This is a genomic window from Candidatus Poriferisodalis sp. (assembly GCF_965219595.1).
Classification (GTDB): Bacteria; Actinomycetota; Acidimicrobiia; order Acidimicrobiales; family Poriferisodalaceae; genus Poriferisodalis.
This window is the reverse complement of record NZ_OZ244781.1, coordinates 3,559,000-3,585,067: the sequence shown is the minus strand read 5'-3', so window position 1 is coordinate 3,585,067 and position 26,068 is coordinate 3,559,000. Positions and strand designations below refer to the sequence as shown.

27 protein-coding genes and 1 pseudogene are annotated in these 26,068 nt (G+C 65.8%); 17 read left to right on the top strand and 11 right to left on the bottom strand.

What is annotated here, in order from left to right:
• Positions 1–91 precede the first annotated feature (91 nt).
• Positions 92–997 (top strand): BglII/BstYI family type II restriction endonuclease, encoded by a 906-nt coding sequence (locus ACOQPE_RS16005; protein ID WP_420609860.1) that lies wholly within the window; start codon positions 92–94, stop codon positions 995–997.
• An 11-nt stretch (positions 998–1,008) separates the two neighbouring features.
• Here ACOQPE_RS16005 and ACOQPE_RS16000 read toward each other — a convergent pair whose 3' ends face one another.
• The 3 genes from ACOQPE_RS16000 to ACOQPE_RS15990 form a co-directional block, all read right to left on the bottom strand.
• Positions 1,009–1,839 carry an MT-A70 family methyltransferase gene (locus ACOQPE_RS16000; RefSeq protein ID WP_420609859.1) on the bottom strand — a complete coding sequence of 277 codons (831 nt, stop codon included), beginning with the start codon at positions 1,837–1,839 and terminating at the stop codon, positions 1,009–1,011.
• Positions 1,840–2,059: 220 nt separating this feature from the next.
• On the bottom strand, positions 2,060–2,992 hold the full coding sequence (locus ACOQPE_RS15995; protein ID WP_420609858.1) for a DMT family transporter: 933 nt from the start codon (positions 2,990–2,992) through the stop codon (positions 2,060–2,062).
• Positions 2,993–3,166: 174 nt separating this feature from the next.
• Entirely contained in the window at positions 3,167–3,532 is a 366-nt protein-coding gene (locus ACOQPE_RS15990; protein WP_420609857.1) for a hypothetical protein, read from the bottom strand.
• A gap of 133 nt (positions 3,533–3,665) precedes the next feature.
• Here ACOQPE_RS15990 and ACOQPE_RS15985 point away from each other — a divergent pair, with 133 nt between their 5' ends.
• Positions 3,666–3,860, top strand: a complete 195-nt coding sequence (locus tag ACOQPE_RS15985; RefSeq protein WP_420609856.1) for a transposase — start codon at positions 3,666–3,668, stop codon at positions 3,858–3,860.
• Positions 3,861–3,938: 78 nt separating this feature from the next.
• Here ACOQPE_RS15985 and ACOQPE_RS15980 read toward each other — a convergent pair.
• The 3 genes and pseudogenes from ACOQPE_RS15980 to ACOQPE_RS15970 all read right to left on the bottom strand — a co-directional run bounded on the left by ACOQPE_RS15980 (position 3,939) and on the right by ACOQPE_RS15970 (position 7,102).
• Positions 3,939–5,092 (bottom strand): annotated as a pseudogene (locus tag ACOQPE_RS15980) (IS3 family transposase).
• A gap of 9 nt (positions 5,093–5,101) precedes the next feature.
• A complete protein-coding gene (locus ACOQPE_RS15975; RefSeq protein WP_420609855.1) occupies positions 5,102–5,620 on the bottom strand; it encodes a hypothetical protein in 519 nt (172 codons plus the stop codon).
• Between the two features lie 270 nt (positions 5,621–5,890).
• Positions 5,891–7,102 carry a hypothetical protein gene (locus tag ACOQPE_RS15970; protein ID WP_420609854.1) on the bottom strand — a complete coding sequence of 404 codons (1,212 nt, stop codon included), beginning with the start codon at positions 7,100–7,102 and terminating at the stop codon, positions 5,891–5,893.
• Positions 7,103–7,169: 67 nt separating this feature from the next.
• Here ACOQPE_RS15970 and ACOQPE_RS15965 point away from each other — a divergent pair, with 67 nt between their 5' ends.
• Positions 7,170–7,478 (top strand): transposase, encoded by a 309-nt coding sequence (locus ACOQPE_RS15965; protein ID WP_420609181.1) that lies wholly within the window; start codon positions 7,170–7,172, stop codon positions 7,476–7,478.
• Positions 7,475–8,344: an IS3 family transposase gene (locus ACOQPE_RS15960; protein ID WP_420609180.1), complete on the top strand. Its 870-nt coding sequence runs from the start codon at positions 7,475–7,477 to the stop codon at positions 8,342–8,344. Before ACOQPE_RS15965 ends, ACOQPE_RS15960 begins: the two co-directional genes overlap by 4 nt.
• A gap of 760 nt (positions 8,345–9,104) precedes the next feature.
• Here the strand turns inward: ACOQPE_RS15960 and ACOQPE_RS15955 are convergent.
• Entirely contained in the window at positions 9,105–10,412 is a 1,308-nt protein-coding gene (locus ACOQPE_RS15955) for an alkyl sulfatase dimerization domain-containing protein (protein ID WP_420609853.1), read from the bottom strand.
• Between the two features lie 230 nt (positions 10,413–10,642).
• Between ACOQPE_RS15955 and ACOQPE_RS15950 the strand changes: the two genes are divergently transcribed.
• The 5 genes from ACOQPE_RS15950 (at position 10,643) to ACOQPE_RS15930 (ending at position 15,928) form a co-directional block, all read left to right on the top strand.
• Positions 10,643–11,368 (top strand): hypothetical protein, encoded by a 726-nt coding sequence (locus ACOQPE_RS15950; RefSeq protein WP_420609852.1) that lies wholly within the window; start codon positions 10,643–10,645, stop codon positions 11,366–11,368.
• 104 nt (positions 11,369–11,472) lie between these two features.
• Positions 11,473–12,045 carry a VOC family protein gene (locus ACOQPE_RS15945; RefSeq protein WP_420609851.1) on the top strand — a complete coding sequence of 191 codons (573 nt, stop codon included), beginning with the start codon at positions 11,473–11,475 and terminating at the stop codon, positions 12,043–12,045.
• Between the two features lie 41 nt (positions 12,046–12,086).
• Positions 12,087–13,652 carry a 4-hydroxyphenylacetate 3-hydroxylase family protein gene (locus tag ACOQPE_RS15940; RefSeq protein ID WP_420609850.1) on the top strand — a complete coding sequence of 522 codons (1,566 nt, stop codon included), beginning with the start codon at positions 12,087–12,089 and terminating at the stop codon, positions 13,650–13,652.
• Between the two features lie 171 nt (positions 13,653–13,823).
• On the top strand, positions 13,824–15,119 hold the full coding sequence (locus tag ACOQPE_RS15935; RefSeq protein WP_420609849.1) for an LLM class flavin-dependent oxidoreductase: 1,296 nt from the start codon (positions 13,824–13,826) through the stop codon (positions 15,117–15,119).
• Positions 15,116–15,928 (top strand): alpha/beta fold hydrolase, encoded by an 813-nt coding sequence (locus tag ACOQPE_RS15930; RefSeq protein WP_420609848.1) that lies wholly within the window; start codon positions 15,116–15,118, stop codon positions 15,926–15,928. Before ACOQPE_RS15935 ends, ACOQPE_RS15930 begins: the two co-directional genes overlap by 4 nt.
• Before the next feature lie 11 nt (positions 15,929–15,939).
• On the opposite strand, the gene smpB is transcribed toward ACOQPE_RS15930, so the two are convergent.
• Positions 15,940–16,437, bottom strand: coding sequence for an SsrA-binding protein SmpB (gene smpB / locus ACOQPE_RS15925; protein WP_420609847.1), 498 nt, complete (start codon positions 16,435–16,437; stop codon positions 15,940–15,942).
• Positions 16,438–16,636: 199 nt separating this feature from the next.
• Between smpB and ACOQPE_RS15920 the strand changes: the two genes are divergently transcribed.
• The 7 genes from ACOQPE_RS15920 (at position 16,637) to ACOQPE_RS15890 (ending at position 21,647) form a co-directional block, all read left to right on the top strand.
• Positions 16,637–16,912, top strand: coding sequence for a ubiquitin-like small modifier protein 1 (locus ACOQPE_RS15920; protein ID WP_420609846.1), 276 nt, complete (start codon positions 16,637–16,639; stop codon positions 16,910–16,912).
• A 42-nt stretch (positions 16,913–16,954) separates the two neighbouring features.
• Positions 16,955–17,902, top strand: a complete 948-nt coding sequence (locus ACOQPE_RS15915; RefSeq protein WP_420609845.1) for a PLP-dependent cysteine synthase family protein — start codon at positions 16,955–16,957, stop codon at positions 17,900–17,902.
• A gap of 59 nt (positions 17,903–17,961) precedes the next feature.
• Positions 17,962–18,747, top strand: coding sequence for a hypothetical protein (locus ACOQPE_RS15910; protein WP_420609844.1), 786 nt, complete (start codon positions 17,962–17,964; stop codon positions 18,745–18,747).
• A 60-nt stretch (positions 18,748–18,807) separates the two neighbouring features.
• On the top strand, positions 18,808–19,557 hold the full coding sequence (locus tag ACOQPE_RS15905) for an MBL fold metallo-hydrolase (protein WP_420609843.1): 750 nt from the start codon (positions 18,808–18,810) through the stop codon (positions 19,555–19,557).
• Positions 19,558–19,591: 34 nt separating this feature from the next.
• Complete coding sequence (gene rph / locus ACOQPE_RS15900) at positions 19,592–20,320, top strand: ribonuclease PH (protein ID WP_420609842.1); 729 nt, start codon at positions 19,592–19,594, stop codon at positions 20,318–20,320.
• 44 nt (positions 20,321–20,364) lie between these two features.
• Positions 20,365–20,946: an RdgB/HAM1 family non-canonical purine NTP pyrophosphatase gene (rdgB, locus tag ACOQPE_RS15895; RefSeq protein ID WP_420609841.1), complete on the top strand. Its 582-nt coding sequence runs from the start codon at positions 20,365–20,367 to the stop codon at positions 20,944–20,946.
• Positions 20,947–21,026: 80 nt separating this feature from the next.
• Positions 21,027–21,647 (top strand): ATP-dependent Clp protease proteolytic subunit, encoded by a 621-nt coding sequence (locus ACOQPE_RS15890; RefSeq protein WP_420609840.1) that lies wholly within the window; start codon positions 21,027–21,029, stop codon positions 21,645–21,647.
• Positions 21,648–21,676: 29 nt separating this feature from the next.
• Here the strand turns inward: ACOQPE_RS15890 and ACOQPE_RS15885 are convergent, their stop codons facing one another.
• From ACOQPE_RS15885 to ACOQPE_RS15875, 3 genes are all read right to left on the bottom strand, one after another.
• On the bottom strand, positions 21,677–22,123 hold the full coding sequence (locus tag ACOQPE_RS15885) for a hypothetical protein (protein WP_420609839.1): 447 nt from the start codon (positions 22,121–22,123) through the stop codon (positions 21,677–21,679).
• A gap of 5 nt (positions 22,124–22,128) precedes the next feature.
• A complete protein-coding gene (gene rpe, locus ACOQPE_RS15880) occupies positions 22,129–22,848 on the bottom strand; it encodes a ribulose-phosphate 3-epimerase (RefSeq protein ID WP_420609838.1) in 720 nt (239 codons plus the stop codon).
• A 73-nt stretch (positions 22,849–22,921) separates the two neighbouring features.
• Positions 22,922–24,151 (bottom strand): acetyl-CoA C-acetyltransferase, encoded by a 1,230-nt coding sequence (locus tag ACOQPE_RS15875; protein ID WP_420609837.1) that lies wholly within the window; start codon positions 24,149–24,151, stop codon positions 22,922–22,924.
• 341 nt (positions 24,152–24,492) lie between these two features.
• On the opposite strand from ACOQPE_RS15875, the gene ACOQPE_RS15870 reads away from it, so the two are divergent.
• Entirely contained in the window at positions 24,493–25,764 is a 1,272-nt protein-coding gene (locus ACOQPE_RS15870; protein ID WP_420609836.1) for an ATP-binding protein, read from the top strand.
• Positions 25,765–26,068 lie beyond the last annotated feature (304 nt).

Below are 26,068 nucleotides of genomic sequence, written 5' to 3'. Positions count from 1 at the left end.
TCAGGACCGGCGACGCAGAGTCCCTGTCGCAGCTGGCAACGCGCGCGAAGCTAAGCAGCCGCGATCTGGATTGCGAATGCCCGGTGATGCAATGACACTTGAAGAGCCACCAGCGCTGCCAGCCGATGATGCACCGCTCGGTGGTGTCGGCCCTCCGACCGTCTCCTCATTACCCGACGGCTACCGCTACGGGGTAACGCGGTATGCAGACGTCATCCTCCAGCAGGGTTTTCCTGAACGATTCGACGACGTATGCGCTGCGCTGAGTGCGTTCCGGCCAACGTTGGACGAGTTGCGTGCCGGAGGCGGGGGCAGAACCGAATTCGTCAAGCGCTTCGACGAATCTCTTGGGAGTCAACGCCCAGACGATCAGTCTGTGTGGGGCAAGCAGAACATCACTATCGACAAGGCGATGGGCTTCGGTGAACGCGTCGAACCCATTTCGACCGTTCGAGGCCATGAGATCGACATGTTCGGCCTTGGCTCTCTCGATCAACCGTTCCCCGGCATTGCGGTTGAGATGGAGTGGAACAACAAGGACCCCTTCTTTGACCGCGACCTCATCAACTTCCAGGCACTGCACCGTGAGGGGGCGATCGCTGTCGGTGTCATCGTTACTCGGGGCCCGTCATTGCAGCAGCTGATCTCCAAGACGATCCGTAGCGGGCAGGGGAACTTCAAGTACGGACCGTCGTCGACGCATTGGGCGAAGCTTGAGCCAAGGGTGACGTTGGGCGGCGGCGGCGAGTGCCCCCTCTTGCTAATCGGAATCGAGCCTGGTCGGATTGATGGTGTTCAAACCATTCAGGCGATGAGTCAAGAACTCGCGAGACTCGAGGAAGAGGAACGAGAGGCGTTAGGCGGCTGCACCAAGACGGCGATTCCCGATAGTTCGAAGCGGGCAGAGGCGAAGAAACGAATACAGGCAGAGTTCAAGAAACGCCGGAATCAAGTGCTCGACACGCTGCCCCCGGTTGGCGCCGAACGCCGCCGCTGAGACTGCGCCGCTTAGCCATAGGTCGGATATCGCTTGCCGCGAGGCTCCACGCCCTCTTCAGCTTCGACGCCCCAAGAAGCCCATCCACTGCGCGAGTAGCGGGCAAACATCTCCAGATACGGTCCTGGTGAGCAACTCTCGATGATGTCGTATAGCTCGTCGGGCTTTCTGGAATGCTCACGCTTTCGCGTTTCAATGATGTTGACCTGCCGACGACCGGGCTGGAGCGTCCGCATGCTTCCGCGGACACCGAACAGGACGAGCTCAGTCACGTTGCGGAAGTAGAAACCGACACCTCGGCCATCCGGTCCGCCGTCTTTGCGACGCTTGGCCCAGACCAGATTCGACTTGTAGGTGAACCCCCAAGACTCCATCACCCGCAAGCCATCCGCTATCAGCGCATTGGGGACCCACAGATAGAGGTGCGCGTGTTCAGCAACGACATCTTGAACTGGCAGTTCTTGGATTTCTCGCGTTGTCATCGTGTCGTAGCGCGAAAGGCGACGATGCTCGGGAGCAACCTTGCCGGTGCGGTTGTTGAAGCGCCATGGGGGGTCGGCGAGGACTGTCGCGTACGGATGGTCGGCCACGCTTAGGAGGTCTGCAATCGCCTCGTCACACGAGCCGCGATCCTTGGCTTCTCGCTGCTTGGGAATGAGCTTCAATTCGTGACCGAGAACGTCAGCGAGCTGGGTGAGGGTAGAGATCTGCGGGTTGTGGTGGCTCCCATCGAGCAGCCGGCGCACCGAAGCTGGCTGCGTGGCTGCCTGTCGTGCAAGATCGGCCTTGGACAAGCCTGAGCGTCTCCGCACATCATCGAGTTCAGCAAGTAGATCAGTCATGTCAATCCTCCGTGAACGTAACACAGGTGTTACGGAATCGGGTGTCTTTCAAGTTGTGAACATACGTTCTCGATGTGACACCGAGTCCCGCCAATGGCATTGCGTCGTCTGGCGACCGGTCCCTCGCACCGCCGTTGTGATCAGAACTGGTGGGCTTCGCGGACTGCACGGCACGCAGCCGCCTGAGGGCTGGCACCGCTGCCGGCCGACGCGGCGACGGCTACAGCTTGGTGCGGGACTGGTCGAGCACCACGAGTGAGAGCGCGAACATCACCACCGCCATCCCGACGAACTGCCACAGCGACACCCGATCGCCCAGGAATGCCCAGGCCATGAGCGTGCTGGTGACGGGGATGGCCAGTGTCATCGTGGAACCCAGCCACGACGGGATGCGCACCAGCGACCAGTTCATCAGCATGTGACTGGCGACGCCGGGCCCGACGGCCATGATGCCCAGCCACAGCCATGCTCCCGCCGACGGCCAGTCGAACACCTGACCCGAGGCGAGCGCGAAGGGCGTGGCCACCAGCGAGCACACCAAGGCGCTGCCCCCCGTGTACTGCGCGGCCGCGATCTTCTGCGTGCTGAGCTTCGAGAAGACGAAGTAGCCCGTCCAGGCGAACAATGCCCCGAACGCCAGCAGATCGCCGTACACGCTCCACTCGGTCAACCCCGACGAGCCGAACACGACGATCGCGATGCCGGCAATCGCCACCAGCGCCAGTCCCCAATGGCGGCGGCCCGGCTGCTCGCCGAAGAGCCGGGGCGCCAGGAACAGCATGAGTAACGGCTGCAGCGAAGCCACCACCGTGGCGTTGGCCACCGTGGTCATCCGCAACGCGACGAAGAACAGCATGATGTCGAACGCCAGCGAGAACCCGCCCCAGAACGACACCTTGATCGACGACAGCCGCAGCGGCGTGCGGTTGGCCCACAGGAACAGCGCGACAAGCCCGGTGTAGAGCCACATCCGCCAGAACACGACCGCCAGCGGCCCCAGCTCGGAGATGCCCGTGGCGATCACGCCCGAAGCGGCCCATCCCACCATCGCCACGGCAGCGGCGGGCACGCCGAGCGCACGTTCGGGCAGAGCAGGTGCGCCGCGCCCGCCGTACGGCGCTCCGGGCGCCGTGCCCGATCCAGTGTCGGCCATGTGCGTGCTCCAGCCCCGCCGTTGCGGCTAGCAAGTCACGGCCGCGGGCATGCCGAGCCGACCCAGGAATTGCTGCGGGGAACACTACGCCCCGGCGAGCAGGCGAGTGCGATTGCGGACCCGCATCCAGCCCCTCGAACTGAGCGTGCTCAGAACCACCGCTCGGGCGGAGGCTTAGCGGCCTGCCTCGCCGTTGGCCACTTCGGGGCGGGCGGCGATCACTTCTGGCGTCCGGCTGGTTGCAGCTACCCAGTAACGAGATTCGGAGCACATCCAACCGACCAGTTCCAGTAGTTGCCCATGGTCTCGGGACAGGTCGCGCCGATCGATCGGCTCATGGTGGGCAATCCGATTCCGGAGGAAATGAAGGCGCTGCATGCGATCGGCCACGTCGACTCGGACTTGTTCGGGGTGGAGCGTCGAGGGGTGCAGCGGGAATGCCGACGCGACTGCGGGCACCCACAGAGACGTCAAGTACGGGGGTTCGCACAGGTAGCGCCAGAACCCGAAGTTCAACTCAGCGATGACCCGGCCGTGCACTTCTGCGCGCCTGCCTCCACGGGTTGCGCGCTGTCGGGCGGTGGCGATGTCTTCTCTGGGGGGTTATGCGGGATAGTGCCAAGCCGCAGGTCAGGCCGCTATTCGTGTCACACCCCCCTGCCACGATGGACACATGGCAAAGAGCGCTCCGGGCAAGCACTACCGCAAGGGTCTGACCCTGACGGCACTGTTCGACAAGTTCCCCGACGACAAGACCGCCGAGGCGTGGTTCGCCGCTCAGCGATGGGGTGACAGGCCGACGTGCCCGCACTGCGGCCACGATGACGTGCAGACCGGCGCGGCGCACAAGACGATGCCGTACAGGTAGCGAGCGAAGGACTGAACCTCACCGACTATTGCGCAGGCTCTTGGGGTGCCTGACTTTGGTGGAGACGTGATTCTGGATTCATGCTGCGGGTTGGTGTTGATGTCGAGTCTCGAACTCGATGGGTGTGAGCATGCCAAGGGAGGTGTGGCGGCGCTGACGGTTGTGCCAGATCTCGAGATATTCGAAGATCGCGTTCGCGAGCTCGATGCGGGTGTGCCACCGCTTTCGGTCCAGCAGCTCGACTTGCATCCGGGACCAGAACGACTCGACCATTGCATTGTCGAAGCAGTCCCCGACCGAGCCCATCGAGGGAAGCAGCCCCGAGTCGACCGCTCGCTGTGTGAACGCCCAGGAGGTGAACTGGGTGCCCTGGTCGCTGTGGATCACGGTCTCGCCGGCGACCGGGCTGCGATTGTCGATCGCCATCCCCAACGCGCTGGTGACCATCGACGCGGCGGGCCGCGAGTCGATGGACCAGCCCACGACGCGCCGGCTGAAGGTGTCCAGCACAACGGTGCAATAGACCTTGCCCTCGCGTGTTGGGTGCTCGGTGATGTCGGTCACCCACAGCCGATCCGGTTCGGCCCGGGCGAAGTGCCGGTCGACGAGGTCAGCTGCGGTGGCCACGTTGGGGACCCTGCGGAACTTCGGCCGTCCTGAGACGCCTCGCAGCCCGGCCCGTCGCATCAGGGTCTCCACGGTCTGGCGGCACACCGCGATGCCCCGGCCCAGCACCGGCTCGGCATGGACCCGGTTGGCGCCGTAGGTCTGGCGCGATCCGGCATGGACCTCGCCGATGATGCCCGACAGCCAGGCGTGCCGGATCGACCGAGCCGAAGGCGGACGGCGCACCCAGCCGTAATAGCCCGACACCGACACACCCAACAGAGCACACGCCCGCTCGACAGGCAGCCCTTCCGCGGCCATCACCTTGATGGCCGCGAACCTCCTTTTGGGCCGACGTCCCCCTTCAACAGCTCAGTCGCCCGACGATGGATCGCCAGCTCGGTCTCGAGCTCGCGCACCCGCTTGCGCAACGCCACAAGCTCGACGTGCTCCGCAGTCGTCATGCCCGCCTCGATCCCGGCGTCGATGCGCGCCTGGCGCCGCCACGTGTAAATCGACTGACCGCTGATGCCCAGCTCGGCCGCGACCGCCGCCACCGGACGGCCGGCCTCGACCAGATCGATCACACGCCGCCTGAACTCCGCCGGATATCCCCTCGGTGCCACAGAGCCTCCTCACAGCTCATGACAGCAGAATCCAGCAACACCCCCGCGCGCAACCCAAGGAACACCAACCGTGATCTTCGCACCGCAGTCGCGGTAGTCGTGTGTGCTGTCCCAGCGTTCTTGGATCATGGCTTCGGCTTCGGCGCTGTTGGGCATTTTGCGCGAGTCGGCGAACCGTTGTGCGAGCACTGCCAATGAGCGTGCGTAGTGGAGCCGGGCTAGGTCTATGAGTGGCGTGAGATTCTCTGATTCGGACAGGAAATCTCGTGCTACCTCGAAGTCCGTCACTTGCGGGCCGAGCGAGTCCATCAGATCATCGAGGGCGAGGCTTGCCGGATTCTCGATGTCATTGCCCCATTTGTCTTCCTGTTCTGTTGAGGACAGGAAGCGCAGCAGGTGAAGTTTGTCGGCGGGCACGATTGCGCTGTCACGGTGGTACGTGCAAACCACCCCGACATCGCCGTTATCGTCGGCCCATCGCTTGATCAGGAACTTGCTGATGTAGTGCCGCCGCCGTGGTCTGGGCACCACGCGAAGCTAGCTGTGCCGTGCCGGAATCTTCGCTGTCACGCGATGCATGCTTCATCGTCCCCGCGTCCGATGAGCCGCCGAAAGCCCTGTGACGCTACGTTCCGACGCGGCGCAGGGAGAACGAAGCGTGGACACCGCGCGTCGTTCTGCACGACCTCGGTCTCGTCTGGGAGGACACCCCCGCTCACCGAGCGCGCGGCACTGTCGAAATCGCGTGTGCAGGCCGGGTGTCTTGCACCTACGGCTACTCCATGCCTGTTTTCATGCCTATATTTCGAGAATCCAGCGCACCACGGGAATGAGCACGACGGTTACGGTCACAACGGTCATCGCTGCTACTGCGATCGTGAATCTCTTGATCGATTTCTGCAGCCGTACGTTCTCGCTTGCGCCGATCAGGGTGCCGATTTGCGTGGCGCGTTCTCGGGTGGCTAGCTCGAATTGCTGGAGCCAAGACGCCTTGTCATGGATGTCCTCGTGACGACGATCAGCCATTGAGACGGACTCTTCGCCTTTCCTTGGCTCGACGGGGATGAATTCGGGCACGCTGTCACGGAACAGTCGCCGGGCACCGGCATGTTCGGCCAGTTCAGCCGCGACAGCGGCCACGTCGGCAGCGCCGAGCATTTCGTTCTCGATGTCATCGAGCGCAGCCACGGCTCGATCCCGTGACTTGATTTCCTGCAATTGAGCGTTGCGCGCCCTGACTAGTTGGGCCGTGCATTCGTCAATCAGCACAGTGATGGCCCAAGCCAAGACGACCTCTCCTGCCGCCAACTGGACGTACTGGACGCGAGCGGACCTGCTCGATTCTCGATCCTCACCCATCGCGGCTGTCGGTTCGTTGTCTCGGATCGCTATGGCAGCGTGATGTCGGGACCCGAAAATGGTCCCGAACCGAAGCCCAGCGGTGCCCGCGCTCTTCCACGCATACCAGCCGATGTCGATTCCTAGCAGCCCCATGAAGTGGCCCATCGAACCCTCACGCTCAACTTGGGTCGGGAACGGCACAGCCTGACGTGTCGTGATGAGTTCACAGGTCGGCACTCTGCCGTTCTGCGTTCCCGACGAGAAGACTCCCGGAAACTGGTCCCCGAACCAGTCGGTTATGGCCGCTGCGTGTTCATCTCTCAGCCGTTTCAGATCATCCTTTTTCTGATTCGCCGGGTCATAGACGGTGTAGCCCAGACCCTTCGGAATCAGGCTTGATTCACGATCTTGTTGCAGTACTTCGTGAATGGACTTCGAGTGCTCGTCGGTGAGCACGAATCCCACTACCAGCGCTGTCAACGAAGCGCTTACCGAATGCATCATGGCTTTGGCGTACCGAAACTGCTCTGGCATCGGCACTCTGTACTGAGCGCCGACGGCATAGATCATCTCCTCGGTCGGAGCGAAGGGGTCCAAGTTGAGCCATCCGCCGCTGAAACGCGAAGGGCGCAGACTGCGCAGCCAGTCAGCGGGATCGCGGCGTGACACGCCTTGCCACGGCATGTCACGAGCAAGCCGCTCGAATGAAGTGGGCTTCCCCCGGAATCTGGGAGGCATGCTCTTTGAGGAAAGGGGAGCTGTGCCAGAGACACGAAGAAGGTTCGATCCGGAGTTCCGCGCTGGTGCGGTGAGGATCGTGACAGAGACGGGCAAGCCGATCGCTGTGGTCGCCCGCGATCTTGGGATTCACGCGGGCACGCTGGGCAACTGGGTGAAGGCCGAGCGCGGTGCCGGCGAGGGGGCGCTGGACGCGGACGAGCGGGCCGAGTTGGTTCGGCTTCGGCGCCGTTGCGCTGAGCTGGAGATGGAGCGCGACGTGCTCAAACGATCCGTGGTCCTGTGGGTGAACGAGGCGACAAAGTGACCCTGGCGCGGTTTGTGGCTTCCCAGAGGACCGATCACGGCATCCCTCACGCGGTCGCGTGCCGGGCGCTGGACGTCAGCGAGTCGTGGTTCTACCGGTGGCGGCACGGGTCCCCGTCGGGCATCGAGGCCCGCCGGGCGGAGCTCGACGCTGCGGTGCTGGCCTGCTTCGAGGACTCAGAAGGGACCTACGGGTCCCCCAGGATCCGGGTGCAGCTGCGACGAGCGGGCCGGGCTGTGTCGAAGAAGTCCGTGGAGGCCTCCATGGCCCGCCAGGGCCTGGTCGCACGCCCCACCAAGCGCCGCCGCTCCCGCACAGACGACCGCGACGCCGCCCCCGAGGACCTGATCGGACGCGACTTCACCGCCGACGCGGCCGACCGGCGCTGGGTCGGGGACTTCAAAGAGATCCCCACCGGCGAGGGCAAAGTGCACCTCGCCACGGTCATGGACCTGTTCAGCCGCCGCGTCGTGGGGTTCGCGACCTCGAACTCCTATCCCACAGCCCAGCTCGCCCAGGCCGCCGTCGACATGGCCGTCGCCACCCGAGGCGGCGACGTGACCGGGGTGATCTTCCACACCGACAAAGGCACCCAGTACACCGCCGGCGACTTCGCCCGGGCCTGCGACAGGCTCGGCATCACCCGCTCCACGGGGCGGGTCGGCTGCGCCCTGGACAACGCAGCCGCCGAATCGTTCTTCTCCACCCTCACCCACGAACTCATCCACAAGCGACACTGGGCCACCCGACGCCAAGCCCGCCGAGACATCGCCAGATGGATCACCGACTGGTACAACACACGACGGCTCCACAGCACCCTCGACATGACCAGCCCGACCGACTACGAACAAGCCAACAACCACTGACCAAACCCTCCTAAATTTGGGGGGAAGCCCAAAGATACGAGGCCGTCGAAATGCGACGGCGTGTAGAACTCGACGCCCCAAACGCAATGGAGGTCGACACACTCGCCTTCGGGTACTGAAGACGATTCGTTCCACTTCGGGTCGATGGCGCGCCAACGCTCCACTTCGCCCTCGCGCTCACTCGCATGAGGCTCGGTCAGCGACTTCTTGCGGGGAATGAGTCTCCTGAGTCGTCCTTCACGAGTTGGAGTCTCGTCGCTCGTGCTCATCGGTGCTGTCAGTTCCGTCCGCAGGACTCAGCCCGACAAGCCGTCAGGGCGATAGCGACGCTACCCGCGCGACGAGAGCTGCCTACGGAAACGTCGAAGCAAGCCGCGGTGAGACCCAGCACCCTCTCGGCGAGGCGCAATCCCCCAAATTGGCTGGCAGATTCCCGCCTCGGCTGCTGCCCCGTGCGATTCTAGATTCGGCGAGAAGGCCTGCCGGCACGCATGCTTCCCGCCAGGTGGGGTAGTGGGTTCGCTTGCGCTGCCCGTAGCTGGCGGCGTGGGCGTTGAATCCGTCATCGGCGGCGAATCGGCTCGATGCATCCTCAGCACAGCAAGACCACTAGGAGCGTAGGAACCGAACAACGAACAGGGGCTAGGAAATCCCGGGATCGCCTTTTCCCCGACAGCGTTTCGGCAGCCATTCCGACCGGCCAAGCAGCCGATCCGACCCCTCACAAGTCAAACCGAAACGCATTCAGGATTCATGGCACCTAGCTGTCGTCGGCGATCTCGCGCGACTCGGCGGCAGCGGCGCTGAAGATGCCGATGGACATGAGCCCCTGCTCCGCTGTCCGCCGGGTTTCGTAGATTTCCGCTCGCACGCCGTGGAGGCTCGTCGATGCCGGATCGGCCGCCACGGCCAGCTCGATCAGGTGGCAGGCCAGCTTGAGGTCGCCTGCCTCAACCAGCTCCTGCGCCCGTGTTGCGAACGCCACCGCACCGCCGCCCATGCGCACCAGCTCACCGGCCAGCTCGGCTCTGGGGGAGGGCTTGAGGTTCGACGGGTCCAGATCCCACCATCCGCCATACAGGCGCCAGATGTTGCGGATGACGAACTCGGGTTCGTCATAGACCGGCCGCATCCACGGGCGCGCCAGCCATTCGGCGGGCAGCGAAACGCCCTGGAGGATCTCATCCAGCGATGCTCCGGCGTTCATGAGCTCGATCGTCTGGCTCACCAGGGATTCCAACGCTTCGGCCAGCGACAGCAGCACGGTGCCGATGCGCTCGCGGCCTCGCACCGGCGGCCCGTGCGCCGGGATCAGCAGCTCGGGTTCGAGGGAGTCCATGTGGCGCAGCGCCCGGGCCCACTCCAACGGGTAACGCTGCACCTTCTGGGGGTTGCCCGCGTTCGGAAACACCCACGCCACCAGGTCGCCGGGGCAGATCGCGAGGTGCGAGGGCACCCACGCCCACGTGTGGTCGTCGGTCTCGCCCTTGTCGTGGTGAAGCTCGAGGTCGAGCCCGCCGACCGACAGCGAGTCGTGCGTCCTGAAGGTGCGGCTCGGCCAGAGTGCATCCGACGGCAGGAAGCGATCGTCGTCGAAAGCGATGCCCACCCCGCGCTGCCGCAGCCCGATGCCGAACTGGCGCCGGTTGATGATGAGGTTGTAGCCGTTGGTGGCGTTGTAGCGCTCGAATCGCGGGACCACGTTGTCGTGGCCCACCACCTGGGGCAGCGGCTGGCCGCGCTCGGACGCATCGGCCGCCAGCGCGCCGCTGCCGCCTACATGGTCGATGTGGCCGTGCGTGTACAGCAGCGTGTTGACCCGATCGGCGGACCAGCCGCGCAGCGACTCCACCACTGCTGTGCCGCTGAACGGGCCGCTGGCGTCGAAACACACCAGGCCGTCGTCGGTGCCGAAGGCGACCATGTTGCTGAACGCCTCGACTACTGCGACGTTGTCGTCGATCTCGCTCAGCGCGTTGTTGACCCGCACCACCTGCTCATCGGCCACGCCGGTGTCGATGAGCCGGCTCGACAGCTCGATGGGGTCGATTGTCTTCGAAGGCGCCACAACGCTTCCTTCCGGTTCGAGCAATACACCTCGGCTCCGCCGACGCTCGGGCGACGGCAGCCACCGCTTTGCCAGTCTTGTCGCCGAGACACCGAGCGAAGCACCAGCGAGCAGCGACGGGAGCATGCAGGTGAGACCGGCTGTCGGAAAACGGGACTTGGCTACATTGGCGAGGCCCGTCGCAACGCTGGAACAGCCCAGCGCGATCGGGCTCAGCAAAAGGGGATTCCATGGCCGACGCAGAACACCGCCCAGTGGCGCTCACCGACGACATGCGTATGAAGTTCAACGCGGTGTCCACGGCGACGCTTGCGGGCCAGATGCAGCGGCGGGGGATGCGGAACAGCTTCCTCAACGGCCTGCGACCGCTCAACGAGGGCCAGCGCATGGTCGGCTACGCCCACACGCTGCGCTTCGTGCCCAAGCGCGAAGACTTCGAACGCCGGCTGCAGGGGCCGAACGCGCAGCGCCGGGCCGTGGAGTCCATCGAGCCCGAAGAGGTGCTCATCGTGGAGGCCCGGGGAGAGCCGCATGCCGGCACCATCGGCGACATCTTCACCATGCGCATCAAGCACCTCGGCGCTTCCGGGTTCGTTACCGACGGCGCGCTGCGCGACACGCCGGCCGTGGCCGATGTCGGCCTGCCCGTGTATCACCAGTCATCCCACGCGGCGACCCTCGGCCGCGTGCATACGCCGCTCGAACACCAGGTGCCCATCGCTTGCGCCGGCGTCACGGTGTTTCCGGGCGACATCATCGTGGGCGACGGCGAGGGGGCCGTGGTCATCCCGGCGCTGCTCGCCGAGGAGATCGCCAACGACTCCTACGCCCAGGAGCTCGAAGAGGAGTGGGCCATCGAGCGGGTCGCCGCCGGTGAGAGCTCGATCGGCACGTTCCCCATCGCCAAGGATCGTCGTGCCGAGTTCGAGGAGTGGCTGGCCGAGCGCCAGGGCTGACTTCGGCGGCCCACAGGCCGAAATGCGGGTGGGGCTAGGCTCCTGCGAAGGAAGCAGCGGTCGGCTGGAGGCACCGGCGACACATCCGACAAGGCGGTCAGTCCATGAGCGAAGCGATCAAGAAGCGCACGAGCGCAGTCACGCCGCGGGGCCTGAATCACCTAGTGCTGAACGTGCGCGACATGGAGGAATCGCATCACTTCTGGTGCGACCTGCTGGGCTTCCAGCAAGTCGGCGAGCTCGAGCCGCGTGGCGGCAAGCCGCCGGCCATGAACATGCGCTTCTACAGCGGCGTCATCGACGACGTGAACCACCACGACATCGCACTCGTGGAGCGTCCGGAGCTGCCAGCGCCACCCGAGAAATGGAGCATGGTCGAAGGCGCGTGCGCGGTGAACCACATCGCGATCACCTATCCCGACCGCGAGTCGTGGCTCGAACAGGTGCAATTCCTCGAGGAGCGAGGAGTGCCGATGAACGTCCGTGTCGATCACGGCATGACCCACAGCGTCTACGTCAACGATCCCAACGGCTACGGCGTGGAAGTGCTGTACGAGCTGCCTGAGGAAGTCTGGAAACACGACATCAACGGGGCCCTCAACTACGCCAAGCGGCTGCCTCCCGAAGACCTGCTGGTTGACGACACCGACTACGAGACCGACTTCTCACCAGCCTGAGCCGCCTGGCCGATGAGGGCAGGCGCACGGGGGCACATGAGATGAGCGAGTCGGTTGAGACATGGTCGCCGATGACCGGCGACGAGTACATCGAGAGTCTGCGAGACGGTCGCACGGTGTACTTCCATGGCGAGAAGGTGCGTGACGTCACCACTCACCCGGCGTTCCGCAACAGCGTCCGGTCGATCGCCCGGCTGTACGACGCGCTCGGCGACCCCGCCCAGCAAGACGTGCTGACGTGCGAGACCGACACCGGCTCGGGCGGGCGGACCCACAAGTTCTTCCGGGTGCCGCGCAGTGTGGACGATCTGATCGGCGCACGTGACGCCATTGTCGGCTGGCAGCGGCTGACCTACGGGTGGATGGGCCGCAGCCCCGACTACAAGGCCTCGTTCCTGGCGACGCTCGGCGCGATGCCAGAGTTCTACGGCGACTACCGCGACAACGCCGTCTACTGGTACCAGCGCAGCCAGGAGGAAGTGTCGTACTGGAACCACGCCATCGTGCATCCGCCGGTTGACCGTCATCTGGGCCCGGACCATGTGCGCGACGTGTGCATGCATGTCGAGCGCGAGACCGACAACGGCCTCGTCGTGTCGGGCGCCAAGGTGGTTGCCACCGGCTCGGCGCTGACCCACTACAACTTCATCGCCCAGTACGGCCCGATACCCATTCAGGACCCTGCGTTCGCGATCGTCTGCACCACGCCGATGAACTCGGACGGCGTGAAGCTGATCTGCCGCAACTCCTACGAGCTGCAGGCGGCGGCCACCGGCAGCGTGTTCGACTATCCGCTGTCGAGCCGGCTGGATGAGAACGATTCGATCCTGGTGTTCGATGAGGTGCTGATCCCGTGGGAGAACGTGTTCCTCTACGGCGACGTGGCGAAGGCCAACCGGTTCCTCAACTCGGTCGGCTTTCTCCCGCGTTTCACCTTCCACGGGCTGGCCCGCCTGTGCGTGAAGCTGGACTTCATCGCTGGCTTGCTGTCGAAGGCGGTGCGTGCGACGGGCACGCGGGACTTCCGGGGCGTGCAGGCCAACCTGGGCGAGGTGATTGCCATCCGCAACCTGATGTGGGGCCTCAGCGACGCCATGTGCCGCACTCCCGACCCGTGGGAGAACGGCGCCGTGCAGCCGTCACGGAGCTACGGCATGGCCTACCGCACGTTCTCGCCGTACTTCTATCCCCGCATCAAGGACATCGTCGAGCAGGTGGTGGCCTCGGGCCTGATCTACGTGAACTCGAATGCGGCCGACTTCACGTCGGACGAGATCCGGCCCTACCTGGAGCGCTACGTGCGGGGATCGGACGGCATGCCGGCGTTGGAGCGGATGAAGATCATGAAGCTGCTCTGGGATGCGATGGGCAGCGAGTTCGGCGGCCGCCACGAGCTGTACGAGCGCAACTACGCCGGCAACAACGAGCAGATCCGCTACGAGAATCTGCAGGCAGCCGACGTCGCTGCTCCCGGTCAGCCTTCTCTCACCGAGATGCTCGAGGGTTTCGCCGAGCAGTGCATGTCCGAGTATGACCTCGACGGCTGGACGATTCCCGGTTTCTTCAACCCCGACGACGTCTCTCTCGTGGGCCACGACTGGGACTGAGCACGCGCAGCGCAGACGTCATAGCTGCGGAGGCGGCGGGAAACTCTGCGACGTTGCGACCTGCCGGATCGCGGGAGCAGAGGGTTCTGGCGCCTCCGCAGCGGGCGCGCCCGATCACTACGCAGAGTCGAACGCGGAGTAGATTTTCTGGCGAGCCGCAAGGAGCACGCCGTGAAGTCGATCTTCTTCCACCTGATGCCCTATCCGGAGCTCCCGCCGGATTTTCCCGAGCAGCACCGCTCGGTCTGGGTCGACATCGACCCCAAGCTGTACGACCCCACGGTCGGCCATCAGACCTACAACGCGTACCTCGACCAGCTCGAATTCGCGGCCGAGTGCGGGTTCGACGCAGTTGGCATCAACGAGCACCACTCCAACGGCTACGGGCTCATGCCCAGCCCGAACATCATCGCGGCAGCGCTGTCACGCAACTGCCCCGACACCAACATCGTCGTGCTGGGCGACTCGGTAGCGCTGTACAACCCGCCGTTGCGGGTGGCCGAGGAGATCGCCATGCTCGACGGGATCACCGGCGGGCGCATGATCGCCGGCTTCCCGGTGGGCTCGCCGATGGACACGATCTACGCCTATGGCCAGAACCCCGCCACGCTGCGCGAGCGCTACCACGAGGGTGTCGATCTCATCCGGCAGGCCTGGACCTCTGATGAGGTGTTCAGCTTCAACGGCAACTACAACAAGCTGCGCTACGTCAACGTCTGGCCCCGGCCGGTGCAGCAGCCCCACCCGCCCATCTGGATTCCCGGCGGCGGCTCGGTGGACACCTGGGACTGGTGCGCTGCAGAAGACCTCGTGTACTGCTACCTGAGCTACTTCGGCTACAAGGCCGGCCTGCGCACCATGCAGGGCTTCTGGAAGAAGGTTCAAGAACTCGGCAAAGAAACCAACCCGTTCCAGGGCGGCTTCGCCCAGTTCATCGCCGTGGCCGACACCGAGGCCGAGGCCTGGGACCTGTACCGCGAGCCCGCCGAGTACTTCTTCAACACCTGCCTGCACGTCTACGCCGGCTACGCCGACCCGCCCGGCTACAAGACGCCCAACACAGTGCGTGCAGGAGTCGAGGGCATGGTGGAGCGTGCAGCGCGCGAAGCCACCGCCCGGCGCGAGGCCAACGCCGCCGATGCCGCCAAGGCGGGCGCCGCGAAGGCGTCCTATGGCTCGAAGAAGCTGACCTTCGAGGACATGGTGGAGAAGGGCTACATCATCTTGGGCGATCCCACCCAGGTCACCGAGCAGGTGCACGAGCTGGCCACCACTATGAATGTCGGCCACCTGATGGTGTTCAGCCACTTCGGCAACATGGATCCCGAGCTGGTGAAGATGAACACCGAGATGTACGCCACCAAGGTGATGCCAGAGGTTGCCGGCCTGTTCGAGGACGACTACGAGGACCACTGGTGGCCGAAGACCGACCACCAGCTCGCGCCTGTCGGGAGCCGCGCCCAATGAACGCAGGCGCACCGCTGGCCGGCCATTTCGCACCGGGCACGCTGCCGTACCGGGACGGCCATATCGGCATCGTTGAGCTGGGCGAGGGCCCGACCGTGGGTTACCTGCACGGGATGCTCGGCAACCCCGGCGTGCACGCAGTACTCGAGGAGCTCGCCGCAACGGGCCATCGCGTGGTGGCACCGAGCCTGCCGGGCTTCACCGGCTCCAGCGAACCCGAGGGGCTGCGAACCCTGCACGATTGGGTGGTCGCGACGAGCGAGGTCGTCGATCTGGCCGGGCTCGCCGGTGCGCCGCTGGTGGCCTCCAGCGTGGGCGCAATGCTGGCGCTCGAGCTGGCGGCGGTGCGGCCCGAGGCGTTCGGTTCGATGGTGCTGGTGGCACCGTTCGGCCTCTGGGACGACAGCGATCCGGTGGCCGACCCGTTCGGCACCACGTTGAGCGTGCAGCGGGCGATGCTCACCGAAGACACTGCGGCATCGGCGGCATTCTTCGACGACCCCGCCGACCTGCCGGCTGACATGGTGGTGGAGCACGGCGTGCACCGCTACCTCACACGCACGGCCGCCGCGCAGCTGATCTGGCCGCTGCCCGAATGGGGACTGGCCGAACGACTGCACCGGGTGCGCAACCCCGTGACGCTGGTGCACGGCGCCAAGGACCGAATCATCCCGGCGTCATACCTGGAGCGTTGGGCCGAAGCACTGCCGAACGTTGCCGGCACGCACCTGCTGGACGACGCTGGCCACCAAGCCGACTTCGACCAGCCCGCCGAAGTGGCCCGAATCGCCGCCGCTGCCTTCGCCTGAGAACTCAGCAGCTAGACAGATCGGTCGCGCAGCGCCCGGCGGGCCTCGCGGTCCGTTTCTCGCTTGCGAATCGCCTGCCGCTTGTCGTACAGCCGGCGGCCCCGGGCGAGGGCGAGTTCCAGCTTGGCCCGCCCGTCGCGGAAGTAGATCTCGAGCGGGATGAGCTGCAGACGGTCCTGCTCAGACCGCGCCCGCAGCCGGTTGATCTCGGCACGATGCATGAGCAGCTTGCGGGGGCGTTCGACCTCGTGGCCCAAGGTGGGCGATGCATGGGTCCACGGGGCGATGTGCAGGCCCATCAACCACATCTCGTCGTCGCGCACCCGGGCATAGGCGTCGCCCATCTGGGCGCCCCCGGCACGCAGCGACTTGACCTCCGTGCCGCGCAGGACCATGCCGCACTCGAAGGTGTCGAGCACCTCGTAGTTGCGGCGCGCACGGCGATTTGACGCCACGACGGTCCGGTCGCTCGACGACGCGAGCGAAGGTGAGCCTCCTCGTTGCGTCACCTGTTACCTCCCGCTCTTGTTCGCTTCGCTCACGGGCCGCTCGGGCCACGGCTTCGCCTATCGGCTCAGCCTCTGCTCCATCGACCCGAGGGTACGGCTGGCGCGGCCCGTAGAATCCTGAGTCAACAGGTCAGGAATCGCCGAGGCGGCTTGCAAGTTCCTGGCCAGCAAATGGCTAGCCGCCGAACCGGGAGCTCCGATGGCTGTCACCGTCCGCTTGCCGACCGTCCTGCGTCCCCACGCCAACGGGCAGTCACGGGTTGACGCCGAGGCCAGCACCGTGGCTGAGGCCATGTCGTGGCTGATCGGCGAGTTCCCCGGCATCGCCCCCAATCTGCTCGCTGAAGACGGCAGCCTGCACCGCTTCGTGAACGTCTATGTCAACGACGAGGACGTGCGCTACCTGTCCCAGATGGACACTGCGCTGTCCGACGGCGACGAGCTGTCGATCCTGCCTGCCGTCGCCGGTGGCTGAGCCGGTCCGGCCCCGCACCAGCACTTACGGCTGAGCCGGCACGTGGCCGTCTATCGCTCGGTCGACGAGCTGATCGGTGCCACGCCCACCCTCGATGTCAGCCGCCTCAGCCCCAACCCGACGGTCGAGCTGTACGCCAAGCTGGAAGGGCACAACCCGACCGGCTCGGTCAAAGACCGGGTTGCGCTGGCGATGCTGGACAGCGCTGAGGCCGAAGGCCAGCTCGCGCCCGGATCGGTGATCATCGAGCCCTCGTCGGGCAATACCGGCATCGCGCTGGCCATGCTCGGGCAGCGCCGCGGCTACCGGGTCAAGATCGTGCTGCCGGGCAACGTCACGGCCGAACGGCGGCAGATGCTCGAGATCTTCGGCGCCGAGATCATCGCCAGCCCGGCCGAACAGGGCTCAAACGGCGCTGTGCGGATGGCATTGGAGCTGGCCGAGGCCAACCCCGACTGGACGATGCTCTACCAGTACGGGAACGAGGCCAATCCCGAGGTGCACTACCGCACCACCGGTCCTGAGATCGTCGCCGACGTTCCCGGCATCACGCACTTCGTGGCGGGGTTGGGCACCAGTGGCACGCTGCTGGGCGTCGGCCGGTACCTCAAGGAGCACTCGCCGACAGTGCAGGTGTGGGCGGTCGAGCCTCCGGCAGGCGAGCAGGTGGAGGGCCTGCGCAGCCTCGACGACGGGTACGTGCCGCCCATCTTCGAGCAGTGGGGCGGCGTCGATCTGCTCGACCGCAAGATGATCGTGCGCCCGCGGGAGTCGATCGAGGCGACGAGGATGCTGGCGGCCGAAGGGGTGTTCTCGGGCATCTCGGGCGGCGCGGCGCTGGCCGGAGCACGCAAGGCGGCTGCCCGCATCGACGAAGGCGTCATCGTGTTCGTCGTGAGCGACCATGGCTGGAAGTACCTGTCGGTCGGCGCCTGGACCGACGACCTCGATGCTGCCGCTGCCCAGGCCGAGAACGTCATCTACTTCTGACCGTCTCTGCAGGCAGTTCGGCGGTTGATCGCCCGAGTCGCTGTCGTACCGTTGCCGGCATGAGGGGCGCCAGATCCCGATGCCGGGCGGCGGCGGTGGCCGTGGTGCTGGCGGTGGCTGCGGGTGCCTGCACGGGTCCGCCGCTGCGGGTGGCCCCGACTCCGCCGTCCACCAGCGCTCTGTCCCTCGACATCACAGCGACGACACTGCTGCCCTCGCAAACATCATCTGAACGTCCCGCGGCAGTGCTGGTGACAGCTCCGGCGGGAGGCGATGCGGGTACATCCGCCGACGCCGCGTCCGCCACCACAGCGCCCGAAAGGCTGGGCGGGGCGGCAGTGCCCCGTCCCGAAGGCGTCGTGCTCGCGAGCGACGGCCTCGGACTCGTGCCATTCGGCACCGACGCACAGGCTGCCCTGGACGTGCTCACCGTCGCGCTCGGCCAGCCGGTTGCCGACAGCGGCTGGACCGACACGTTCTCCATCTACGGAGACTGTCCCGGCAGCCGCCTGCGAGCCGTGGAGTGGCCCGGCCTCCTGGCTCTGTTCGGGAATGCCGAAGACGGCTACCAGCACCGCGACGCCGGCGACGAGCACTTCATGACCTGGCGCTTGGGAGCGTTCGGACCCGACCCGTACCTGCTGCAAACGGCCGAGGGGATCGGTGTCGGTGCCGGGCGCGCCGAGGTCGCGGAGGCGTACCCGGCGGCCACCTTCCACCCCGCAACCGCCAGTGAGCCGGCCTCGGTATCGCTCGCAACCAGCGGCGGGAGGTTGGTCGGCGTCTTCGACGAAGCCGGCCTCCTCCGGTTGCTCGAAGCAGGAACGCGCTGCCCGATCGGCTGAAGTTCTGTTGGGCTGGGCACGATGTGAGAAGCCTCGCCTACCTGCGTAGTATCGGCCTCCGTGAGCAAGCTCTCGGTGACGGTGTTGGGTTGTTCGGGCAGCTACGCCGCCGCTGGCGAGTCGTGCAGCGGGTACCTCGTGCGCAGCGAAGCCACGAGCCTGTGGGTGGACTGCGGGCCCGGCACCTTCGCCAACCTGCAATCCCAAGTGCCGCTGGAAACGGTGGATGCGCTGCTGGTGAGCCACCACCACCCTGATCACTGCGCGGAGCTGCCGGTGATCTACAACGCAGCGAAGTGGTACATGGGCATCGAGCACATGCGGGTGCTCGCCACCGAAGGCGTGCGTGAGGTCACTGAGGTGTACGGCGACAGCTCGGACCTCTTTGGCTGGGAGATGGTGAAGGACTCGTCGGAGGCGCGTGTCGGCGACATCGACGTGCTGTTCTCCCGCACCGATCACCCGGTGGAGACGCTGGCGATGCGCTTCGAGTGCGACGGCAAGTCGATCGTCTATACGTCCGACACCGGTCGTGGCTGGGCACTGTCTGCGCTCAGCCGTGACGTCGGCCGGCCGTCGCCGGATCTCGTGGTGGGTGAGGGCACGCTGCTGCACGCAACCGACAATCCCGAGATCCCGCATGTCAGCGCAGCTTGGCTGGCAGCCGACGCCAACGACGTCGGTGCGCGCCAGCTCGTGGTGACCCATGTACCGCCCGGATCGGATCCGCAGGATCATCTGACCGAGGCGGGCGAGGTGTTCAACGGCGACGTGGCAGTCGCACGCACCGGCGCAACCTTCTGGGCGTGAGCACTGTGTCTTTTGTGAATGCAAGGAGCCGGACGTGACGCGCGCCGATGGCCGGGCGCCGGGCGACCTGCGGCCCGTCACGTTCGAACGCGACTTCACCGACCAGACACCGGGCTCGGTGCTGGTGTCCTTCGGGCGCACCAGGGTGCTGTGCACCGTCTCGATCGACGACGACGTGCCGCGCTGGATGCGCGGCCGCGGCACCGGTTGGGTGACTGCCGAGTATGCGATGCTGCCCGGCTCGAGTGGGGAGCGTGTCGGCCGGGAGTCGAAGCGAGGCAAGCAGAAGGGCCGCACGCTTGAGATCGAGCGCCTGATCGGGCGGGCGTTGCGGGCCGTGTGCGACATGGCGGCGCTGGGCGAGCGCGAGGTCACGGTCGACTGCGATGTGCTGCAGGCCGACGGGGGCACCCGTACCGCTTCGATCTGCGGCGGCTATGTGGCGTTGCACGACGCATGCACCCGTCTGATCAGCAGCGGGGCCATCAGCCAGCATCCCCTCGTCGACGAGTGCGCGGCCATTTCGGTGGGGATTGTCGACGGCGAGGCCCGCCTGGATCTGCCCTACGAGGAGGATTCGCGCGCAGAGGTGGACATGAACGTCGTGATGACGGGACAGGGTCGCTTCGTTGAGGTGCAGGGCACCGCCGAGGGCGATCCGTTCGACGACGCCCAGCTCGGCGCAATGCTGGCACTGGCCCGCTCGGGCGTCAGCGAGATCGTCGATCTCCAGCGAGCGGCACTGGCCACGCCGCCGGCGTGACGTCGGGCACGCCAGGGTGTCTGTGATGGGAAGGCCCTGACGCAGTGCGGCTGGTGATGGCCTCGGCCAATCCGCACAAGGCTGTCGAGATCGCTGCGGTGCTGGCCGAAGCGATGCCCGCAGTCGAGATCGTGCCGCGCCCGTCAGCACTCGGCGATGTGGCTGAAGACGGCGAGACGTTGGCGGACAATGCGCTGATCAAGGCGAGGTTCGTGTGCGCAGCGGCTGGTGAGCCGTCCATTGCCGATGACACCGGGTTGGAAGTGGATGCGCTGGGAGGTGCCCCTGGAGTGCACAGCGCCCGCTATGCGGGGCCTGAAGCTGATCCGGTGGCCAATCTGGCCAAGCTCATGGCTGCTCTGGGCGAGGTACCGCCACCTCAGCGGACAGCGCGTTTCCGGACCGTGGTAGCGGTCGTGCTGGCTGACGGCAGCGAGATCCTGGCCGATGGCGTTGTCGAGGGCACGATCGCTTCGGCGCCGCGCGGCGATGGCGGCTTTGGCTACGACCCCGTGTTTGTCCCCGACGAGGCAGCCCCGCTCACCTTCGCCGAGATGTCGGCCGAAGCGAAAAACCAAATCAGCCACCGCGGTCGCGCCCTGCGCGCGCTGGCGGTGCGACTCTGAGTTCGTCTCAACCCTGCCCGGCGGCAGTCGGCGGTTGCACTCGGGCTGGGCTCGAAAGCGTCGTCGGTAGCCTGCGGCGCATGACCGACCTTCCATCGATCTCCGTCCCGGCGCCGGGTGCACAGCGAGCATTCGACGCCAGTGGCGTCTCCGGCTGGACCCAGATCTCGAACCGGCTGCTCGACGACCGCATCGTGTTCCTGGGCGACGAGGTGGACGATCAGCTCGCCAACGTTGTCTGCGCGCAGATGCTGTATCTGGAAGGTCAGGATCGGGGTCGCGAAATCTCGCTGTACATCAACAGCCCAGGCGGTTCCGTCACGGCCGGCATGGCCATCTACGACACCATGCAGTTCGTGGCCTGCGACGTGGCAACTGTGTGCTTGGGGCTGGGGGCCTCAATGGGGCAGTTCCTGCTCACCGCCGGGGCGCCGGGCAAGCGCTATTGCCTGCCGCACGCTCGGGTGATGATGCACCAGCCGTCGGGCGGCGTGCGGGGCCAAGCATCGGACATTGCCATCCAGGCCGAGCAGATGGCCTACGTCAAGCGCCTGATGGCCGAGCGCACGGCGCTGCACAGCGGTCAGGACGTGGAGCAGATCCTGCTCGACTCCGAACGCGATCGTTGGTTTACCGCTGAGGAGGCCAAGGCCTACGGCTTGTGCGATCACGTGATCGTCAAGCGCGGCGAGATGATCTAGCCGGGCGCAGCAGTGCTCGTGCGCCTGGTCTAGCCAGGCGCAGCAGTGCAATGGCGGGTGACGTAGTCGACAACCCGCTGGGTGGCGGCATCCTGTGTCTCGAGGAACGGATCCTGTGCCGCAATCACCGCGGCGGCGCGGTCGAACGTCTCGCGTGAAGCTGTCTCGGCGACGGCTTCGGAGAGCGCCGCAGTCAAGTCGGCCAGCAGAACCATGTCGGGGCGGATATCCGCCGGTGCCGCTGCCGCAGCATCTGCGAACTGGCGGGCTGTGCGATCCATTGCCTCACGGGTGCTCGTGTCATCGTTCGGGTTGACCGTCAGGCTGAGCTGATCCACGACCAGCAGGTGGGCGAACTCAGCGCAGAACTCCTCGACGGAGGGTTCCCCGCTGTCGCGCCACAGCGTGAGTCGCAAGGCAAGAGCGACCGCTACGACGGCGGCGGCGATGAGGAGCCAGCGCCGGCGAGCTGTCACGGTCATCACGCTCGGAACGCAGCCTCCGCACGGCAACGCAGGTCCGCGACGCCGTGCGCGAGCCCCTCGTCATAGCGGTACAGCGCGCTGCCCGATACGAGAACGTTGGCGCCCGCTGCAGCAGCACCGCCGATGGTCTCGGCCGAGATGCCGCCGTCCACCTCGATGTCGATGCCCGTGCCCGATGCCCCAGCTGCACCGCTCCCCGAGATGAGCTGGCGCAGGGCAGCGATCTTGGGCTCCATCGCGGCGATGTAGGCCTGACCGCCGAACCCCGGGTTGACGGTCATGACGAGCACCATGTCGACCAGGTCGAGCACGTGCGCCACAGCGTCGATCGGCGTCGAGGGATTGATGGCCACCGCAGGTTGCGCGCCCAATTCGGCAACCCGGCTGAGCGTCCGGTGCAGGTGCGTGACCGATTCGGCGTGCACGATCAGCATCTCGCACCCGGCGTCGACGTAGGCGCCGAGCATCGGGTCGGGGTCGGCGACCATGAGGTGTGCTTCGAACATCACGCCCGCGTGCGGGCGGCAGGCAGCGATGACGTCGGGGCCGAATGTCAGGTTCGGCACGAACACGCCGTCCATGACGTCCCACTGGATCCGGTCGACGCCTGCCTTCTCCAAGGCAGCGCACTCGTCTCCGAGGCGCGCAAAGTCGGCAGGCAGGACAGACGGGACGATCTGGATGGACCCGGGTGCCGTCGGCGAGGACGTGTTCACCCGGCCAGTGTTGCCGACGCGCCGCCCCGAAGCGCGGCAGTTATCGGCTCAGCCGCTGGTTTGAAGCAGCGATTTAGTTGAGGCGCTCCACGATCATGGCCATGCCCTGACCGCCGCCGACGCACATCGACTCGAGCCCGAAGGTCTTGTCACGGTCGGCGAGGCCGTTCAGCAGCGTCGTCATGATGCGGGCACCGGTCATGCCGAACGGGTGGCCCAATGCGATGGCGCCGCCGTTGAGGTTCAGCTGGTCGACGATGTCGATGCCCAGTTCGTCTGCCGACGGGATCACCTGGGCAGCGAAGGCCTCGTTGATCTCGACCATGTCGATGTCGCTCATCGTCATGCCTGCACGTGCCAGCGCCTTCTTGCACGCCTCGATCGGGCCGAGGCCCATGATCTCGGGGTTCAGCGCAGATACTGCCGACGAAATGATGCGCGCCAGCGGCGTGATGCCCAGCTCTTCGGCACGCTTGCGGCTCATCACCATGACCGCAGCAGCGCCGTCGTTCAGCGGGCATGCATTGCCGGCGGTCACCCGGCCGTCGGGGCGGAACGCGGGCTTCAGCTGCGAGACGGCTTCGTAGGTGACACCGGCGCGGGGCCCGTCGTCAGAGCTGACCACGCTGCCGTCAGGCAGTTCCAGCGGGGTGATGTCCATCTCGAAGAAACCACGACCGATGGCAGCCTCGGCCTTGTTCTGGCTCATCACGCCGTACTCGTCCATGGCCTGGCGGCTGACGCCCTTGTGCTCGGCGACGTTCTCGGCCGTCTGGCCCATCGCGATGTACAGGTCGGGCAGGCCGGGTGCGGGAGCCCAGTCGCCGTGGCCGCCTTCGGACCGCACCTTGGTCCGCTCGCCGGGCGCACGGAACTGCGGATTGGTGGTGCCGGGCAGGCTGTCGGAGTTGCCCTTGTCGTAGCGGCTGACGCACTCGACGCCAGCGGCGATGAAGGCATCGCCCTCGCCGGCACGGATGGCGTGCGCGGCCATGCGGATGGTCTGCAGCGAGGACGAGCAGTAGCGGTTGACCGTGGTGCCGGGCACGTCGTCGAGGCCGGCCAGGATGGCTGAAGCGCGTGCGATGTTGAAGCCGGCCTCGCCGCCGGGCTGCCCGCAGCCCAGCATGAGATCCTCGATCTCGCCGTGGGGCAGCTCGGGCACCTTGTCGAGCAGCTTGGTGACGATCTGCGCCGTCATGTCGTCGGGCCGCATCTCGGTCAGCGAGCCCTTGAAGGCACGGCCGATCGGGCTGCGGGTGGTTGCGACGATGACTGGGTCGGTCGCTGCATCTGTACTCATGTGGTGTCCCCTCTGAGGACGCGCCGAACCCGTCTGCAGGCTCGGTCACGCTGCGTGTGCGAGCACAGAGGCTAGGTCATAGCCGCCGCTGTTGGCTGAGTTGCTAGCGGAGCCTGACGAGCGGCCACGCATCGCCCGCATCCACCACCTGCGCCAGTCTCGCCTCGAGTAGTCCATGCAAGAAAGACCAACGCGCTAGCCACAGCGTGGCTAACGGATTCCGGCCGGATGAGCTGGTCGCATAATCTGCGGGCCATTTATTCCATAAACTGCGGATCAATACTTCCACAATCTGCGGAGTCATACTAATAACGTGATTTTACAGTATATTTCCTTGTGAAATGTCTGGCTTTCTCACACCCGCTGGTTACCGGCCACGCATCACCGAGAGCGCGGTCGGCGAAGCACTGTCGTACATGCCGACGGTGGTGATCGAAGGACCCAAAGGCTGCGGCAAGACATGGCTTGCTCGTCACTTTGCCCGCAGCGAAGTGTTGTTCGACCAAGACATAGATGCCCGAACCTCGGTGTCGGTCGCGCCGGGGCGGATCCTCCAAGGCGAGGAGCCTCGTCTGCTCGACGAGTGGCAGCTCGCACCCGAGGTCTGGAACCAGGTGCGCCACGCCAGCGACGAGGGGCGCGGCAACGGAAGATTCATCCTCACCGGCTCAGCGAGCCCTCCCGATGATGCGACGAGGCACTCAGGTGCGGGTCGAGTCTCGCGAGTACGGCTTCGCCCCATGTCACTGCTGGAGACCGGGCAGTCCGCTGGCGAGGTTTCGCTTAGGAGCCTGCTTGCCGGGGAGCCGGTTGCGGTAGCTCGGCCCGACGTGTCTTTCGGGGACATCGTCGATGCTGTCTGCCGAGGCGGATGGCCTCGACTGCTGGGTGAATCCGTGCGAACCAGCCAGCGGTTTCTGAACGACTACCTCGACGAGATCTGCCGAACCGACATCACCGCAGTTGACGGAGTGGCCCGTGACCCCATCAGGGTGCGACGGTTGCTGGAGTCCTTGGGGCGCAACGTGGCCACCACCGCGGCATTCGCAACTCTGGCGAGAGACATCGATGGCGACACGGGCGTAGACCGCGAAACCGCCTCTGAGTACGTGAGGGCGTTGGAGCGCCTCTTCGTGGTAGAGCAAGTGCCTCACTGGTCCGTTCACCTGCGATCGAAAGCGACGTTGAGGAAATCACCCAAGCGGCACTTTGTCGATCCCTCTCTGGCGGCGGCAGCACTTGGTGCCACTCCTGACCGACTGTTCACCGAGCTGACAGCTTTCGGGTTCCTGTTCGAATCGCTGGTGGTGCGTGATCTGCGCATCTACGGCCAGAGCAGCGATGCCGTCGTCCACCACTACCGCGACAGCGACGAGCTTGAGGCCGACGCCATCATCGAGACCCGTGACAGACGATGGATAGCCGTCGAAGTCAAGCTCGGCGGCCAAGCGCGGATAGAAGAGGCCGCCCGGTCCCTGCTCCGCCTCAAGAACAAGGTCGACACCGAACGCGTCGGTGAGCCGTCCAAGCTGCTCATCATCACCGCCACCGGCTACGGCTACGACCGCCCCGACGGCACCACAGTCCTCCCCATCACAGCACTCGGCCCCTGAGCACCGTCGATGCAAACAACGCTTCCGACCACGACGTGTGATGGCCCTGCGCTTTGTCACCACGTTCAACTCGGTGCACATGGTGTGCCCCGTCATTCGGCGCGACAATGGCAAGCCGTGGTTCGACCACACGCGCTGCGCTGCTCGTCGAAGTGCGAGCAGACTCGCGTACATCACGAACGGAGGGCGTGTGGCCGTTGAGCTCGCAACCTGGCGTTTGGGCGAATCTCGGCCACAGAAACTCCAGATGCCCCCGCTTGACCGCGAGCAATGCCTTGAGAGCATGCTCGTAGAGGATCCCAGC

What these genes read in the sequence shown, in the direction of transcription:
- ACOQPE_RS15870 (WP_420609836.1), top strand. Translation starts at nt 24,493, where the DNA reads ATGTCTGGCTTTCTCACACCCGCTGGTTACCGGCCACGCATCACCGAG.
- ACOQPE_RS15930 (WP_420609848.1), top strand. Translation starts at nt 15,116, where the DNA reads ATGAACGCAGGCGCACCGCTGGCCGGCCATTTCGCACCGGGCACGCTG.
- ACOQPE_RS16005 (WP_420609860.1), top strand. Translation starts at nt 92, where the DNA reads ATGACACTTGAAGAGCCACCAGCGCTGCCAGCCGATGATGCACCGCTC.
- ACOQPE_RS15940 (WP_420609850.1), top strand. Translation starts at nt 12,087, where the DNA reads ATGAGCGAGTCGGTTGAGACATGGTCGCCGATGACCGGCGACGAGTAC.
- ACOQPE_RS15890 (WP_420609840.1), top strand. Translation starts at nt 21,027, where the DNA reads ATGACCGACCTTCCATCGATCTCCGTCCCGGCGCCGGGTGCACAGCGA.
- ACOQPE_RS15945 (WP_420609851.1), top strand. Translation starts at nt 11,473, where the DNA reads ATGAGCGAAGCGATCAAGAAGCGCACGAGCGCAGTCACGCCGCGGGGC.
- ACOQPE_RS15920 (WP_420609846.1), top strand. Translation starts at nt 16,637, where the DNA reads ATGGCTGTCACCGTCCGCTTGCCGACCGTCCTGCGTCCCCACGCCAAC.
- ACOQPE_RS15910 (WP_420609844.1), top strand. Translation starts at nt 17,962, where the DNA reads ATGAGGGGCGCCAGATCCCGATGCCGGGCGGCGGCGGTGGCCGTGGTG.
- ACOQPE_RS15965 (WP_420609181.1), top strand. Translation starts at nt 7,170, where the DNA reads ATGCTCTTTGAGGAAAGGGGAGCTGTGCCAGAGACACGAAGAAGGTTC.
- ACOQPE_RS15985 (WP_420609856.1), top strand. Translation starts at nt 3,666, where the DNA reads ATGGCAAAGAGCGCTCCGGGCAAGCACTACCGCAAGGGTCTGACCCTG.
- ACOQPE_RS15950 (WP_420609852.1), top strand. Translation starts at nt 10,643, where the DNA reads ATGGCCGACGCAGAACACCGCCCAGTGGCGCTCACCGACGACATGCGT.
- ACOQPE_RS15875 (WP_420609837.1), bottom strand. Translation starts at nt 24,151, where the DNA reads ATGAGTACAGATGCAGCGACCGACCCAGTCATCGTCGCAACCACCCGC.
- ACOQPE_RS16000 (WP_420609859.1), bottom strand. Translation starts at nt 1,839, where the DNA reads ATGACTGATCTACTTGCTGAACTCGATGATGTGCGGAGACGCTCAGGC.
- ACOQPE_RS15995 (WP_420609858.1), bottom strand. Translation starts at nt 2,992, where the DNA reads ATGGCCGACACTGGATCGGGCACGGCGCCCGGAGCGCCGTACGGCGGG.